General features: G+C 74.3%; 17 protein-coding genes. 10 read left to right on the forward strand and 7 right to left on the reverse strand.

What is annotated here, in order from left to right; translation table 11 throughout:
• Positions 1–57: 57 nt before the first annotated feature.
• A complete protein-coding gene (locus PHK61_RS17130; RefSeq protein WP_274282217.1) occupies positions 58–501 on the reverse strand; it encodes a hypothetical protein in 444 nt (147 codons plus the stop codon).
• An 87-nt stretch (positions 502–588) separates the two neighbouring features.
• Here PHK61_RS17130 and PHK61_RS17135 point away from each other — a divergent pair, with 87 nt between their 5' ends.
• A complete protein-coding gene (locus PHK61_RS17135; RefSeq protein ID WP_274282218.1) occupies positions 589–1,590 on the forward strand; it encodes an aldo/keto reductase in 1,002 nt (333 codons plus the stop codon).
• 42 nt (positions 1,591–1,632) lie between these two features.
• Here PHK61_RS17135 and PHK61_RS17140 read toward each other — a convergent pair whose 3' ends face one another.
• Both PHK61_RS17140 and PHK61_RS17145 read right to left on the reverse strand, forming a co-directional pair.
• Complete coding sequence (locus tag PHK61_RS17140) at positions 1,633–2,700, reverse strand: alpha/beta hydrolase (RefSeq protein ID WP_274282219.1); 1,068 nt, start codon at positions 2,698–2,700, stop codon at positions 1,633–1,635.
• Positions 2,701–2,745: 45 nt separating this feature from the next.
• Positions 2,746–3,057 carry a DUF3253 domain-containing protein gene (locus PHK61_RS17145; RefSeq protein ID WP_274282220.1) on the reverse strand — a complete coding sequence of 104 codons (312 nt, stop codon included), beginning with the start codon at positions 3,055–3,057 and terminating at the stop codon, positions 2,746–2,748.
• Positions 3,058–3,101: 44 nt separating this feature from the next.
• On the opposite strand from PHK61_RS17145, the gene PHK61_RS17150 reads away from it, so the two are divergent.
• Positions 3,102–3,533, forward strand: a complete 432-nt coding sequence (locus PHK61_RS17150) for an SRPBCC family protein (protein WP_274282221.1) — start codon at positions 3,102–3,104, stop codon at positions 3,531–3,533.
• Positions 3,534–3,557: 24 nt separating this feature from the next.
• On the opposite strand, the gene PHK61_RS17155 is transcribed toward PHK61_RS17150, so the two are convergent.
• The 3 genes from PHK61_RS17155 to PHK61_RS17165 all read right to left on the reverse strand — a co-directional run bounded on the left by PHK61_RS17155 (position 3,558) and on the right by PHK61_RS17165 (position 6,871).
• Entirely contained in the window at positions 3,558–5,012 is a 1,455-nt protein-coding gene (locus PHK61_RS17155) for an aldehyde dehydrogenase (RefSeq protein WP_274282222.1), read from the reverse strand.
• 141 nt (positions 5,013–5,153) lie between these two features.
• A complete protein-coding gene (locus PHK61_RS17160) occupies positions 5,154–6,383 on the reverse strand; it encodes a CaiB/BaiF CoA transferase family protein (protein WP_274282223.1) in 1,230 nt (409 codons plus the stop codon).
• Positions 6,380–6,871 carry a flavin reductase family protein gene (locus PHK61_RS17165; RefSeq protein ID WP_274282224.1) on the reverse strand — a complete coding sequence of 164 codons (492 nt, stop codon included), beginning with the start codon at positions 6,869–6,871 and terminating at the stop codon, positions 6,380–6,382. The genes PHK61_RS17160 and PHK61_RS17165 overlap by 4 nt, the downstream gene beginning before the upstream one ends.
• A 162-nt stretch (positions 6,872–7,033) precedes the next feature.
• Between PHK61_RS17165 and PHK61_RS17170 the strand changes: the two genes are divergently transcribed.
• A complete protein-coding gene (locus tag PHK61_RS17170) occupies positions 7,034–7,558 on the forward strand; it encodes a TetR/AcrR family transcriptional regulator (protein WP_274282225.1) in 525 nt (174 codons plus the stop codon).
• Here PHK61_RS17170 and PHK61_RS17175 read toward each other — a convergent pair.
• Positions 7,542–8,699, reverse strand: a complete 1,158-nt coding sequence (locus PHK61_RS17175) for a cobalamin-independent methionine synthase II family protein (RefSeq protein ID WP_274282226.1) — start codon at positions 8,697–8,699, stop codon at positions 7,542–7,544. The two genes, PHK61_RS17170 and PHK61_RS17175, sit on opposite strands and share 17 nt — an antisense overlap.
• A 188-nt stretch (positions 8,700–8,887) precedes the next feature.
• Between PHK61_RS17175 and PHK61_RS17180 the strand changes: the two genes are divergently transcribed.
• Genes PHK61_RS17180 through PHK61_RS17210 form a run of 7 tightly spaced genes read left to right on the forward strand, consistent with a single transcriptional unit; the run spans position 8,888 to position 15,007 of the window.
• Positions 8,888–10,117 (forward strand): FAD-dependent monooxygenase, encoded by a 1,230-nt coding sequence (locus PHK61_RS17180; protein WP_274282227.1) that lies wholly within the window; start codon positions 8,888–8,890, stop codon positions 10,115–10,117.
• Positions 10,114–11,004 (forward strand): dioxygenase family protein, encoded by an 891-nt coding sequence (locus PHK61_RS17185; protein ID WP_274282228.1) that lies wholly within the window; start codon positions 10,114–10,116, stop codon positions 11,002–11,004. The genes PHK61_RS17180 and PHK61_RS17185 overlap by 4 nt, the downstream gene beginning before the upstream one ends.
• Positions 11,005–11,009: 5 nt before the next feature.
• Entirely contained in the window at positions 11,010–12,002 is a 993-nt protein-coding gene (locus PHK61_RS17190; protein ID WP_274282229.1) for a LysR family transcriptional regulator, read from the forward strand.
• A complete protein-coding gene (locus tag PHK61_RS17195) occupies positions 11,999–13,099 on the forward strand; it encodes a mandelate racemase/muconate lactonizing enzyme family protein (protein ID WP_274282230.1) in 1,101 nt (366 codons plus the stop codon). Before PHK61_RS17190 ends, PHK61_RS17195 begins: the two co-directional genes overlap by 4 nt.
• A 22-nt stretch (positions 13,100–13,121) precedes the next feature.
• On the forward strand, positions 13,122–13,403 hold the full coding sequence (gene catC, locus PHK61_RS17200; RefSeq protein WP_274282231.1) for a muconolactone Delta-isomerase: 282 nt from the start codon (positions 13,122–13,124) through the stop codon (positions 13,401–13,403).
• Positions 13,404–13,454: 51 nt separating this feature from the next.
• Positions 13,455–14,219, forward strand: coding sequence for a 3-oxoadipate enol-lactonase (gene pcaD, locus PHK61_RS17205; protein WP_274282232.1), 765 nt, complete (start codon positions 13,455–13,457; stop codon positions 14,217–14,219).
• On the forward strand, positions 14,216–15,007 hold the full coding sequence (locus tag PHK61_RS17210; RefSeq protein ID WP_274282233.1) for a CoA transferase subunit A: 792 nt from the start codon (positions 14,216–14,218) through the stop codon (positions 15,005–15,007). Before pcaD ends, PHK61_RS17210 begins: the two co-directional genes overlap by 4 nt.
• The last annotated feature ends 1 nt before the right edge of the window (position 15,008 follow it).

The raw sequence follows: 15,008 nt of genomic DNA on the forward strand, positions 1-15,008 counted from the left end.
CGGTGTCAGCGCCCGGTGTCAGCGCCCGGTGTCAGCGCCCGGTGTCAGCGCCCGGTGTCAGCGCCCGGCGGTCTGGCGATGCCGGCGCTGCAGCAGGACCATCGTGGCGACGATCACGAGCAGGACGGCGGCCCCGCCGACGATGCGCCAGGTCTTGTCGCCGGTGTCGGGGGCGGCGACGGTGATCGTGGCCTCGAGCGTGCGCCCGCCGCAGGTGGCGGTGACCGTCACCGGGCCCGGGGCGGCGTCGGGGGCGATGGTCACCGCGGAGAAGACCGCCCACGGCTGGTGCCCGTCGGCGTCGCGCTCCCACGGCCCGCCGGTGACGCCGGGGCCCGTGACCGGCGTGGTCGCGGGCTCCTCGCAGCCCATCTGCGCGCGCAGCGACGTGCCCGGGGCGGCGGGGGCACCGTCGCCGATCACCAGGCCCGGGTCGGCCGACGCCGTGCCCGCACCCAGGCAGAGCAGGGCAGCCACCAGCGTCGTCAGCAGCAGGCGCATGGGCCCACCGTGCCACCCCCGGGTCACGGAGCGGGTCAGCCCGAGAGCACACGTTCAGGGCGCCTTGCCCCGGGGCAGCCAGCGCGCATGGAGCAACGCACTCTCGGTGGCCAGGGCCTGCGCGTGTCCGCGCTCGGCCTGGGCTGCATGGGCATGACCTTCGCCTACGGCGGACAGGACGACACCGAGTCGCGCGCGACGATCGAGCGCGCGCTCGAGCTCGGGATCACGTTCCTCGACACCGCCGACATGTACGGACCGCACACGAACGAGGAGCTGCTGGGCTCGGTGCTCGCCGGCCGGCGCGACGAGGTCGTCGTCGCGACCAAGTTCGGCAACGAGATCGGCCCCGACGGGACGGGCACCGGGCGCGTCAACGGGCGTCCCGACTACCTGCGCGGCCAGATCGACGGGTCGCTGACGCGGCTCGGCACCGACCACGTCGACCTCTACTACCAGCACCGTGTCGACCCCGACGTGCCGATCGAGGAGACGTGGGGCGCGCTGGGTGAGCTCGTGGCGGCCGGCAAGGTCCGCTACCTCGGCATCTCCGAGGCCGCGCCCGACACCATCCGGCGCGCCCACGCCACGGCGCCGATGAGCGCGGTGCAGACCGAGTACTCGCTGTTCACCCGCGACGTCGAGGACAACGGTGTGCTGGCGACGTGCCGCGAGCTCGGCATCGGCTTCGTGCCCTACAGCCCGATCGGGCGCGGCTTCCTGTCCGGCACGATCCGGCGCACCGAGGACCTGCCCGAGGGCGACTGGCGCCGCAACTCGCCGCGGTTCCGGGGCGAGGCGCTGGAGGCGAACCTGCGGGTGCTCGACGAGGTGAACTCGCTGGCCGAGCGCAAGGGCGTCACGCCGACCCAGCTCGCGCTGGCGTGGGTGCTGGCGCAGGGCTCCGAGAACAGCGACGTCGTGCCGATCCCCGGCACGAAGCGGCGCCGCTACCTCGAGGAGAACGCGGGCGCCGCCGACGTCACCCTGAGCGCCGAGGAGCTCGAGGCGATCGAGAAGGTGGCGCCGGTCGGCGTCGCCAGCGGCGAGCGCTATCCCGAGGCGGCGATGCGGATGCTGCACCGGTGACCCCATGTGAGCGGACTTCGGGGCAATAGCCCCGAAGTTCGCTCACATGGCGGCGGCCTCCTTCGTCGTCAGGGCGAGGCCGGCGCGCAGGGCCGAGGCGGCGTCGAGGACCGCGTCGCGGGCGGCCGGGACGACGCCGGCCATCCCCGCGTAGCCGTGGATCAGCCCGGGGAAGCGCCGCGCCACCACGGGGACGTCGACGTCGCGGAGCGCCGCGACGAGCTCCTCGCCCTCGTCGCGCAGCGGGTCGAAGCCGGCGGTCGAGACGTAGCAGGGCGGCATGATCGCGAGGTCGCCGACCTCCAGCAGCCCGGTCGGCCGGATCGGCTCGATGCCGTCGGGCAGGTAATAGCGCTCGAACACCTCGATGTCGGCGGTCCGCAGCCCGAAGCCCTCGCCGAAGAGCTCCCGCGAGCCGCCGACGCGCCCCGCGTCGGTGACCGGGTAGAGGGCCAGCACGAACGCGGCGGTCTCGTCGCGGTGGCGGGCGAGCTGGTGCGCCGCGGTCAGCGCGAGGTTGGCGCCGGCCGAGTCGCCGCCGGCCGCGACGGTCGTGGCGCGGAACTCGTCGCGGTGGGTGAGGACGTGGTGCAGCGCCGCCGCGGCGTCCGCCAGCCCCGCCGGGAACGGGTTCTCGGGCGCGAGGCGGTACTCGACGGACAGGACCCGCACGCTCGCCTGATTCGCGAGCACCCGGCACAGCGGCTCGCTCGACGCGATGCTGCCCAGCGCGAACCCGCCGCCGTGGAAGTGCACGAGCAGCGGCGCGTCCCGGTCGCCGATCTCGGCCGGCGTGTAGAGCCGCGCGACGAGCTCGCCGGGCTCGTCACGCCCGGGACCCGCCGGCACCGGCAGGCGCACCGGCAGCGTGGTCACCCCCGGCGTCGCCGACCACGCGAGCCCCGCCGCGCGGTCGGTGGCGCGGCGCTGCTCGACCAGCGAGGGCTCCTCGCCGCCGGCGATCAGCCCGAGGGTGCGCAGCACGACCTGGACGTCGAGATCGAGGGTCTGCCCGTCCTGGCGGACGGGCGGGCCGGCCAGCATCCGGCGCAGGGGGCGCGGCAGGGCGATGAGGGCGCGCAGGATGCGCCGGAGGACTCCGAACAGCACCGAGCGAGCCTAGGCCGGGCGCGATCTCCCGTCCCGCACCGTGCCTCACGTGGGGGATCCCCCGACGTTCGACGCGGGCGGGGCCGCCACGCCGGAGCCACCTCGACCGGTTGGGTAGCGCAGACGCACGGGGCCGCGGGCGGCGGCGGGGTCGACGACCTCGCCGCCCTGGGTCATCTCGATCGTCCCGTCGTCCACCAGCCGGCGCGCGACACGGCGGGCCTCGGGCATGAGGTCGCGCCAGGCGTCCGGGTCGACGCGGCGCGCCGCCTCCGAGGGGCAGATCGTCTTCCCGGCGGCGCGGTGGTCGAGCAGATCGACGATCGCGTCGCGCAGCGCTCGGTCCGTGTCGGGCACGACAGATCGGATACCCCTCCGCGCTCACGGGGTACCGGGGGAACGTGAGCGATCCGGTTGTCCGCGAGGTGACCATCGACGCGCCCGTCGCGCGGGTGCTCGAGGTGGTGGCCGACCTCGAGAACACCGACCGGTGGGCCAACGAGGCGAAGTCGGCGACCGTGCAGGCGCACGACGACCAGGGTCGCCCGATCCGCATCGTCGTCACCCTCGGGGCGCTGAAGTTCACCACCGACGCCACCTACGACGTGACCTACGCCGACGGCGCGGTGACGCTGACCTGCGTCGACGCCCGCCTCATCCGCGAGAGCACGATCGGCTACCACGCCCACGACGAGGACGGCCGCACGCGGCTGGTGATGTCCTCGACGATGGACGTCACCGTGAAGGGCGTCCCGCGCTGGGGCCTCGACCGCGCCATGGGCTCGAGCGCGGAGAAGAACCTTCAGTCGATCAAGAAGGACGCCGAGGGCTGACCCGCTCTCCCCCGTTCGTCGCGTTCAGGCGGGTCCGCCCTGCCGGTAGATCGACTTGAGCGACTGGTAGGCGGCGAGCCCCTCGGGCCCCAGCTCGCGGCCGAGCCCGCTCGCCTTGACGCCGCCGAACGGCGCCCCGAGGTCGAGCATGTACGAGTTGATCCCCACCGACCCCGTCCGCACGCGCGCCGCGACGGCCATCGCCCGGTCCGGGTCCGACGACCACACGCTGCCGCCCAGGCCGTAGTCCGAATCGTTGGCGATCGCCACCGCCTCGTCCGTGTCCCGATAGGGGATCACCGCGAGGACCGGGCCGAAGATCTCCTCCTGGGCGATCGCCGACCGGTTGTCGACGTCCGTGAAGATCGTCGGCTCCACGAACCAGCCGCGGTCGAGGTGCGCCGGCCGCCCGCCCCCGGCAACCAGCGTCGCGCCGTCCGAGAGGCCCTTGGCGATGTAGCCCTCGACCCGATCGCGCTGCCGCGCGCTCACGACCGGACCGATCTGCGTCGCGGGGTCGAGCGGGTCGCCGACCGTCAGGGACCCGGTGAGCGCCGTCAGGGCCCCGACGACCTCGTCGTAACGACTCCGCGGGGCCAGCACGCGGGTGCAGAGGTAGCACGTCTGCCCGTTGTTGAGCATCGTCGCCGCGAAGACGGCGTCCAGCCGGGGCAGGAGGTCGGCGTCGTCGAGGACGATCGCGGCGGACTTGCCGCCGAGCTCGAGGGTGACGGGGCGCAGCAGCCGCCCGCACGTCTCGGCGATCCCCCGCCCGACCGCGGTGGAGCCGGTGAAGGCGACCTTGTCGACCCGCGGGTGCGCGGCGAGGTAGGCGCCGATCTCGCCGCGACCCGAGACGATGTTGACGACCCCGGGCGGCAGACCGGCCGCCTCCACGGCCTCGGCCAGCAGGTACGCGTCGAGCACCGTCGACGTCGACGGCTTGAGCACCACGGTGCACCCGGCCGCGAGCGCGGGGGCGAGCTTGAAGAACGTGAGGGTCTGCGGGTAGTTGAACGGGATGACGGCGGCGACCGCCCCGACCGGCTCGCGACGCACGACCGTGCTGCCGCCGAGCACGCCCGGCCGCGTCTCTTCGGTCGGCGACGACTCGATCAGGTCCGCGTAGTACCCGAGCAGGGTCGCGGGCATGATGGCCTCGGACAACGCGCCGATCTGCACGGGCATCCCGTTCTGGCTGCTGACCCGCTGCACCGTCTCGTCACTGCGGGCGGACACCTCGGCGGCCAGGCGCCGCAGCGCGGCCGCCCGCTCCCCCGGCGTGAGGCCCGACCAGCGCCCGGGGTCGTCGAACGCCCGGCGTGCGGCGTCGACCGCGGCGTCGGCGTCGGCCTCGACGGCCTCCGGGACCCGCCCGATGGGCTCCTCGGTCGTCGCGGAGACGACCTCGATCTCCCGGTCCGAGGCAGGTGCGACCCACGTCCCGTCGATGAACAGCTTGTCGTAGACCTCGTACACGGCCCCTCCCGCGGTGCGTTCCCGATCCTGTGACCGGCACGGTGCGGCAGCGACCAGGGGCTCCCCAGGTGTCGAGAGCCCCGGGCCCGGCGACCGTCGGTCCCGCACCACCGGGCCCACCGACCCGCCCCGGGCTCGTGGTCAGATGACCTTCTCCTCCGCGAGCGCCGCCACGTCGGCGTCGGAGAGCCCCAGCTCGGCGTAGACCTCGCCGTTGTGGTACCCGGGCACCGGCGGGCCGGCCCAGCGCACCTCGCCCGGGGTGTCCGAGAAGACCGGGACGACACCGGGACCCAGGACGTCCTCGCCGAAGCGCTCGTCGAAGTGCGGCGCGAGCATCCCGCGGGCGCGGAACTGCGGGTCGGCGACGACCTCGGCCGCCGTGTTGATCGGCCCGCAGATGACGCCGGCCTCGTCGAGCACCTGCCGCACCTGCGCCGCGGGCAGCGAGCCGACCCAGTCGCCGACGATCCCGTCGAGCTCGTCCTGGTGCTCGCCGCGGGCGCGGTGGTCGGCGTAGCGCGGGTCGTCGGCGAGCTCGGGGCGCCCCATCGCGGCGCACAGCCGGCGGAACACCGTGTCCTGGTTCGCCGCCACGACCAGCCACAGCTCGTCGGCGGTCCGGTAGACGTTCGACGGCGCGATGCCCTCGAGCTTCGTGCCGCCGGGCTGGCGCACGCGGCCGAGCTTGTCGTACTCCGGGATGATCGACTCGAGCACCGAGAGGCACGCCTCGGTCAGCGCGACGTCGACGACCTGGCCCTGCCCGGTGCGCTCGCGGTGGTGCAGCGCGGCGAGCACGCCCTGGACCGCGACCATCCCGGCCAGCGAGTCGCCCAGCGAGATGGCCTGCCGCGGCGGCGCCTCGCCGGGGTAGCCGTTGATGTAGCGCAGGCCCGACAGCGCCTCGGCGACCGAGGCGTAGCCCGCCTTGTCCGCGTACGGGCCCGTCTGCCCGTAGCCCGACACCCGCGCGAGCACGAGCCGCGGGTTGACCGCCGAGAGCCGGTCCCACCCCAGGTTCCAGCGCTCGAGCGTGCCGGGCCGGAAGTTCTCGACGATGACGTCGGCACCCTCGACGAGCCGCAGGAACACCTCCTGGCCCCGCTCGGAGCGCAGGTCGAGGGTGATGCAGCGCTTGTTGCGGGCGTGCACGGTCCACCAGAGCCGGTGGCCCCGGTAGGACTCCTGGCCCCAGTCGCGCATGGGGTCCTGGCCGCCCGGCGGCTCGATCTTGACGACGTCGGCGCCGTAGTCGGCGAGCAGCCGCCCGGCGAACGGGCCGGCGACGATCGTGCCCAGCTCGAGCACCCGGACGTCGGCGAGCGGACCGTGTCCGGCCGGCTCGGCCCCGCTGCGTGGCTCGGTCACTCGGCGGCCGCCGGGCTGGTCCGCGCGTACCCGCCCCGGTGGAAGACCAGCGGCGGGAGGCCCGGCGCGCCGAGGTCGTGCACGGCACCGACGACGATGAGGTGGTCGCCGCCGTCGTGGACGGCGTGCAGCGTGCAGTCGATCCACGCGGTGGCCCCGCCGAGGATCGGCGAGCCCAGGCCCGAGGCGCTCCACTCGACGCCGGCGAACTTGTCGCCGCCCGACACCGCGAACGTCGTCGAGAGCTCCTCCTGCTCGGCCGAGAGCACGTTGACGACGAAGCGGCCGGTCGCCTCGATCCTCGGCCAGCTCGACGACGAGCGACCCGGCAGGACGAGCACCAGCGGGGGGTCGAGGGAGAGCGAGGAGAACGACTGACACGTGAAGCCGGCGGGCCCCTCGGGGGTCGTGCCGGTGACGATGGTGACGCCACTGGGGAAGTGCCCCAGCACCTGGCGCATCGTCGAGGCGTCGGTGCCCTCGCTCATTCGCTGCCTCCCGGGTGACGGCGGTACCCGAACCGTATTGCTCCCGACCGGACCGCGCAGACATGAGCCCGGCCACGCCCGCCGTACTCTCGCCGCGTGACGGGGACGGGGACGCAGCGCCGGGGGCGTGGACGTCCCCGCGATCGGTCCAAGGACGCCGCCGTGCTCGACGCGACCGTGCGGCTGCTGGCCACCGAGGGGGTCGCGCGGACCTCGATGGACAAGGTCGCGACCGCGGCCGGGGTCTCCAAGGTCACCGTCTACACGCGCTGGGCCGGCAAGAACGAGCTGATCGGCGCCGCGCTCGCCCACCTGCGCCTGGGCCGCGTGCCCGAGCCCGTCGGGGCGGTGCGCGACGACCTCGTCGCCCTGCTCGAGGCGATGCGCGAGCAGTACGTCGAGGTCGGCGCCATGAGCATCCTCGGCACGTGCCTGGCCGACGAGCCCGGCTCGGGCGAGCTGCTCGGGATCGTGCGCGAGGCGACGCTGCTGCCGCGCCGGGCGCTGTTCGCCGCCGTGCTGGCCGCCGGCATCGAGCGCGGCGAACTGCGCGCCGGCCTCGACGTCGAGGCCGCCACCAGCCTGGTCGTCGGCACCCTCTACGCCGACCACCTCGCGGGCCGGGACACGACGGCGCCCGGCTGGCCCGGCGCCGTCGTCGACCTCGCGCTCAGCGGCCTCCGCTGACCAGGCGCGACGAGGCCAGCTGCGCCCCCTGGGCCATCGCGTCGAACTTCGCCCACATCACCGTCGGGTCGACCTCGGTGACGACGGTGGCCTGCGACGAGAACCCGCAGTCGGCACCGGCCATCACCCGCTCCGGACCGACGAGCCGCGCGAACCGCTCCAGGCGCTCGGCGATCAGCTCGGGGTGCTCGACGATGTTGCTCGCGTGCGTGATGACGCCGGGGATCAGCACCTTGTCGTCGGGCAGGGCCACGCTCTCCCACAGGTGGTACTCGTGCTCGTGGCGGGCGTTGGCGGCCTCGAACGAGTACCAGCGCGCGTCGACGGCCAGCACGAGGTCGATGACGTCGGCGAGCGGGACGTCGAAGACGCGCGGGCCCTCGTTGATCGAGTAGCAGGTGTGGAACCGGACCTTCTCGGCCGGGATGCCGCGCAGCGCGTGGTTGATCGCCTCCACGTACATGCGCCCCCGCCGGGCGCGGGTGGCCTCGTCGTAGCCGTGGAAGCTGTAGATCTCGGTGAGGAACGGGTCGTCGACCTGCAGCGTGAAGCCGGCGTCGACGATCGCCCGGTACTCGACGTTCATGGCGTCGGCGACCGCGAAGAAGTACTCCTCCTCGGAGCCGTAGTACTCGTTGACGCCGACCCCGCTCGGGGCGATCGAGGGCACGAACGCCTCGTGCCGGTCCCCACCCACCCCCACCGCGGCCGCCAGGTTCTCCAGGTCCCGCTGCAGCGCCTGGTGCCCCTGGTAGGCGAGCGGGCCGGTGCAGACGACCGGCTCGATCGTGCCGATCGTCCCGCCCATCATCGCCTGGGCGAAGTAGCGCTCGTAGTAGTCCGGGAACGCCTCCTGCTCGGCGGCGAAGCTGTACACCGTCTCGGCGCCGGGACGGCGCTCCAGCCCGGCGAGGCGCTCGGTGACGTAGCTGAAGAAGCCGAGCTTGCCCATCTCGCCATCGGTCACGACGTCGACGCCGTGCTCGCGCTGCGCGGCGACGACGTCGGCGACGGCGGTCCGCGTGGCGGCGGCGAGCACGTCGTCGGCGATCCCCTCGCCCCGCTGCCGGGCGGCGAGCAGGTCGAGCAGGGGCTTCGGGCGGGGCAGGCTCCCGACGTGCGTGGTCCGGATGCGGCTCACGGCGTCTCCTCGCATTTCCTGTACCGATGAGTTCAGGTGGAGCGTGGACCCGCGTCCCGCCCCCGGTCAACCGTCGGCGCATCAAGACCCGGCGCGTCTCAGTCGTTCTCGATTCGGCGCTATCTCGTCAGGGATGGCCTGTGTCACGCTCGATGCCGGACGTGCACCGCGGAACGGGAGGCAGCGACATGGAGACGACCCGCGTCGTCGTCGCCGGCGCCGGCATCGGGGGCCTGACGCTCGGCATCGCCCTGGCCCGCGCGGGTGTCACCGTCGACCTGTACGAGCGCGCGGACGAGCTGCGCGAGGTCGGCGCCGCCGTGGCGCTCTCGGCCAACGGGTCGCGCCAGCTCTACCGCCTCGGGGTGGGCGAGGCCCTCGACGCCGTGTCCACGCAGCCCACCGAGCTGATCTACCGCGACGGGCGGACCGGCGCGCGGATTGCCGCCCACCCCGGCGGCGCGAGCTACCGCGCGCGCCACGGCGCGCCGTACTGGGGCGTGCACCGCGTGGACCTGCAGCAGACGCTCGCCGCGGCGTTCGTCGGCGCCGCGGGCGCCGAGCACCTGCACCTGGGCAGGGCGGTCGCCGGCGTCGACGCCGAGCGCGGCGCGCTGCTGCTCGCCGACGGCACCGAGGCGGTCGGCGACGTGGTCGTCGGCGCCGACGGGGTGCACTCCCTGCTGCGCGACGCCGTCACCGGGCCCGGCACGGGGCCGACCTACACCGGCACCAGCGGGTTCCGGGGCCTCGTGCCCGTCGACGCGCTGCCGAGCCTGCCCGATCCGCGCGCCATCCAGTTCTGGGCGGGCCCGGGCGCGCACCTGCTGCACTACGCGCTGGGCCGCGACGACGACACCGTCAACTTCCTCGCCGTGCTCTGCGGGCCGGCGACCTGGCAGGGCGCGCAGCGCGAGGCACCCGCCGGGGAGCTGCTCGAGGGCTTCGCCGGCTGGCACCCCGCGGTGCGCGAGATGCTCGCCGCGGTCCCCCAGAGCGCGCGCTGGCCGCTGCTGTCCCAGGAGCCCCTGATGCGCTGGACGCGCGGGCGGCTCGCCCTGCTCGGCGACGCCTGCCACGCGATGCTGCCCCACCACGGCCAGGGCGCGAACCAGGCGATCGAGGACGCCGTCGCGCTCGCCCGCCTGCTCACCGAGCACGACGCCGCCACCGCGCTCGCGGCCTATCCGCGCGAGCGCCGGGCCCGCACCCGCGCCATCGCCGCCAGCGCCTGGGACACCGGCACCCTGCTCCACCTCGACGACGACCACCCCCGGATCGCCGAGCGCGACGAGCGCTTCGCGGGCTACCTGCCCGACCACGCCTGGGTCCACGACTTCGACGCCGCCACCACCACCTCGACGGGTCGAGCTCCGCTCCGCTCCGTCACCCACTCCAGAGGAGCCCTTCCGGCATGACCACCACCGACGACCAGTCCGTGTCCGCCACCTCCCCGTCGGCGGCCGTCACCGCCGGCTCGCACGCCACCGAGTCCGCCCGCGCCGGCCTGTCCAACCTGCGCGGCCAGGGCGCCGGAGCGGTCGACCGGCAGCGCGTGGCCACCGTCGTCGGCGCCGCGCTCGAGGGCATCCGCGCCGCGATCCGCGAGAACGAGGTCACCTACGAGGAGTTCGACGCGTTCAAGCAGTGGCTGATCGCGGTCTCCGACACCGGTGAGTGGCCGCTGTTCCTCGACGTCTACCTGGAGTTCGAGGTCGAGAAGGTCGCCGCGGCGACCCAGCAGGGCTCGGTCGGCACGATCCTCGGCCCGTTCTGGCTCGACGGGCAGGCCCAGCTCGACACCCCGGCCACGCTGCCGATGCGCGACGACGAGCCGGGCACGCCGATGATCCTCGCGGGCCAGGTCACGTCCACCGACGGCACGCCGCTGCGCGGGGCCACCGTCGACATCTGGCACACCGACGACGAGGGCTGGTACTCCGGCTTCGCGTCGAAGCCGCCGGCCGGCAACCTGCGCGGCGTCGTGCGCTGCGACGACGAGGGCCGGTTCGAGATCCACACCCGCAAGCCCGCGCCGTACACGATCCCGCTCGACGGCCCGACCGGGCAGATGACGCAGGCCGCCGGGTGGAGCCCGTGGCGCCCCGCCCACATCCACCTGCTCGTCGCCGCCCCCGGGCACCGCACGCTGACCAGCCAGCTGTTCTTCGCCGGCGACCCCTACCTGGGCAACGACGTCGCGTCGGCCGACAAGCCCGAGCTGACCCTCGACCCGCAGCCGACCGGAAACGGTGACGAGGTGCGCTCCGACCGCGACTTCGTGCTGGAGCCCGGGTCGGACTAGGGGACGTGGTGGAGACGCGCCAGCTGCGCTACTTCGTCGCGGTCGCCGAGACGCGGCACTTCGGGCGGGCCGCCGAGCGGCTGCACATCGCCCAGTCGCCGCTGTCCCAGGCGATCCGGCAGCTCGAGGCGCAGCTGGGTGCCCCCCTGTTCGAGCGCACCACCCGGCGCGTCGACCTGACCGCCGCCGGCGAGGAGCTGCTGCGCGAGGCGGTGCGCATCCTCGCCTCGCTCGACGCGGCCCGCGACCAGGTGGGCCGCGTCGCGGCGGGCGCGCTCGGGCGGCTGCGCGTCGGCGCGACGGGGCTGGCGACCTACCGCCACGTGCCGGAGCTCGTCCGGCGTCTGGCCGCCGACCTCCCGGGCCTGGAGCTGACCTTCACCACCGAGATGCTCACCCCGGCGCTGGAGACCGCGCTCGCCGACCACCGCATCGACCTCGCGGTCCTGCGCCCGCCGGTGAGCGACCCCGGGCTCGCCCACCACGTCCTCGCCCGCGAACGGCTCGTCCTCGCGGTCCCGGCGGACCACCGGCTCGCCTCCACGGGCAGCGAGGGACTCCCTCGCTCCCCCCACGCCGCGCCGCCCGTGCCGCCCGTGCCCCGCGCCGATCTCGCCGACCTCGCCGACGAGGACTTCGTCGTCTACGCGGCGGCGGGGTCGGTGGTCGGCGAGGCGGCGGCGCGGGCGTGCCGGGCCGCGGGGTTCACGCCGCGCAGCACCCACCACGCCGACCAGACCTCGATCGTCCTCGCGCTCGTCGCCGCCGGCGTCGGCGTGGCGCTGCTGCCGTCCTCGGTGCTCGCGGTCACCGTCGAGGGCGTGCGGTACGTGGAGCTCGAGGACGCCGGATCGCTCGGCACCGACCCCGTCACCACCGACGTCGCCCTGGCCTGGCGACGCGACGACCCGCAACCGGCCCTGGCGCGCGCGCTCGCCGTGCTGTGCCGCCCCGATCACCCGGAGACACGACCCAGCATGGAGATCCGACCCCGATGAAGATCAACGCTGTCGAGGCGATCCCGCTCGCGATCCCCTACGCGCGGCCGTTCGCGTTCGCCAGCGGCGTGGCCACGTCCGCCGACCACGTCCTCGTGCGGATCACCACCGACGACGGGCTGGTCGGGTACGGCGAGGCGCCGCCCCGGCCCTACACCTACGGCGAGACCGCCGCGTCGATCGTCGCCGTCGTGCGCGACGTGTTCGCCCCGGTGCTCGTCGGCGCCGACCCGTTCGCCCGCGAGCGCCTGCGCGCCGACCTCGCCCGCACGGTCGCCAACAACGCCGCCCGCGGCGCGATCGACGTCGCCCTCTGGGACCTCGTCGGCCAGGCCTGCGGGCAGCCGGTGCACGTGCTGCTCGGGCACGCCGCCGACGACGTCGCGGCCGCGCACATGATCGGGCTCGGCACGCCGTCGGAGATGGTCGCCGACGCCGTCGAGGTCTACGACCGCTACGGCGTCGAGGCGTTCAAGGTGAAGGTGGGCCGCGACCTCGCCCACGACCTCGCCGCGGTGCGCGAGCTGCGCCGCGAGCTCGGCGACTCGGTCGAGCTCTACGCCGACGCGAACCGCGGCTGGGACGCCGACACCGCGATCGTCGCCAGCCGCCGGCTCGCCGACTTCCACGTCACCATGCTCGAGGAGCCCAACCCCGCCGACGACGTGCTCGGACGCCGGCGCATCGTCGCGGCGAGCCCGATCCCCGTGGTCGGCGACGAGTCCACGATCACCCTCGGCGGCGTCGCCCGGTCGCTGCTCGACGGCGACGCGCAGGCGATCAGCGTCAAGGTCGCCCGCACGGGGTTCACCGACTCCGCCAAGATCGTCGGGCTCTGCGAGGGCCTGGGCGTCACCACCGTCGTCGGCAACCAGATCGACGGCATGCTCGGCACCGTCGCCTCCACCGCGCTCGCCTGCGGCCAGCGGTCGCTGGCCCGCCACCCCGTCGAGGTCACCAACTTCCTGCTGATGACCGACGACGTCCTCGCCGAGCCCCCGACGATCGTCGACGGCCGCGCCGCCGCCCGCCAGGGACCGGGGCTCGGTGTCACGATCGACCCCGACAAGCTCGCGCACTACCGCGCCGACCGCTGAGCCGACCCCAGGAGAACCCGCCGTGCAGTTCCTCGTCCGCATGGACGTCCGCCTCCCCCACGACATGCCGCAGGACGTCGCCGACGACCTCCGCGCGCGGGAGAAGGCCCGCGCCCACGAGATCCAGCGCTCCGGCAAGTGGCCCGAGCTCTGGCGCGTGGTCGGGCAGTACGCCAACGTCAGCCGCTTCGACGTGGAGTCCGGCGACGAGCTCCACCAGCTGCTCACCAGCCTGCCGCTGTTCCCCTACATGCAGGTCGAGGTGACCGCGCTGACCGTGCACCCCTCGAAGCTCGAGTCCTGATGAGCGGAAGCAACCGGTTCACCGATCACGTTCTGCGGGCACGGTGAGGGCGTGAAGCTCCACCATGCCGCCGAGGGTCCCGCCGACGGGCCGCCGCTGGTCCTGCTGTGCTCGCTGGGCAGCACGATCGACATGTGGGCGCCGCAGCGCGCCGAGCTGGCCGACGAGTTCCGGGTGATCTCGCTGGACACCCGCGGCCACGGCGGCTCGCCGGTGCCCGACGGCCCCTACCGCGTCGAGGACCTCGCGGGCGACGTCCTCGAGACCCTCGACGACCTCGGGGTCGCGCGGGCCTCCTTCGCCGGCATCTCGCTCGGCGGGGCGGTCGCGCAGTGGATCGGCCTGCACGCCCCCGAACGCGCGGGCTCGCTCGCGATGCTGTGCACCGCGGCGCGCTTCCCCAACGCCGACACGTTCCGCCAGCGTGCGGAGACCGTGCGGGCCGAGGGCGTGGGCGCGATCGCCGACGCCGTCGTCGCGCGCTGGTTCACCGAGGACTTCGCCGACGCCGAGCCCGACACGGTGCGCCGGATGCGCGACCAGATCGCCTCCACCCCGGCCGAGGGCTACGCCGGGTGCGCCGAGGCCGTCGCCGCGTGGGACGTCCTCGACGAGCTCGGGGGCATCGGCGTGCCGACGCTCGTGGTCAGCGGCATCGAGGACCCCGCGACCCCGCCCGAGCACCAGCAGATCCTCGCCGACGGCATCCCGGGCGCGCGCCTGGAGACCGTCACCAACGCCGCGCACCTGGCCTCCTTCCAGCGTCCCGACGTCGTGACGCCGCTGCTGCGCGAGCACGCGAAAGGGGCGTCATGACCATCGACAAGACCGTCGCGTCGGCCGACGAGGCCGTCGCGGACATCGGCGACGGGGCCTCGCTCGCGGTCGGCGGCTTCGGGCTGTCCGGCGTGCCGATCGTGCTCATCGACGCGCTGTCGCGGGGCACGGCGACCGACCTGCACGTCGCGTCGAACAATTGCGGCACCGACGGCTGGGGCCTGGGCATCCTGCTCGAGCAGCACCGCATCGCCCGCGTCGTCGCCTCCTACATCGGCGAGAACAAGGAGTTCGGCCGCCAGTACCTCGCCGGCGAGCTCGAGGTCGAGCTGACCCCGCAGGGCACGCTGGCCGAGCGGATGCGCGCGGCCGGCTCGGGGATCCCGGCGTTCTACACCCCCGCCGGGGTCGGCACCTGGGTCGCCGACGGCGAGATGCCCTGGCGCTACCACCCCGACGGGTCGGTCGCGGTCACCTCGCCGCCCAAGGAGGTCCGGGAGTTCGACGTGGACGGTGTCCGCACCCCGTTCGTCCTCGAGCTCTCCCTGGTCTGCGACTTCGGCCTCGTGCGCGCGGCCAAGGGCGACCGGCACGGCAACCTGGTCTTCCACCGCTCGGCGCGGAACTTCAACCCGCTCGCGGCGATGGCCGGGCGCACCACGATCGCCGAGGTCGAGGAGCTCGTCGAGCCCGGCGAGATCGACCCCGACGACGTCCACGTGCCCGGGATCTTCGTCCACCGCGTGGTCGAGCTGACCGGCGAGCAGATCACCACCAAGCACATCGAGAAGCGCACGCTGAGTTCTTCGACCGGGAAGGAGGCGTGAG

The organism is Actinomycetospora lutea, assembly GCF_028737205.1.
GTDB lineage: Bacteria > Actinomycetota > Actinomycetes > Mycobacteriales > Pseudonocardiaceae > Actinomycetospora > Actinomycetospora lutea.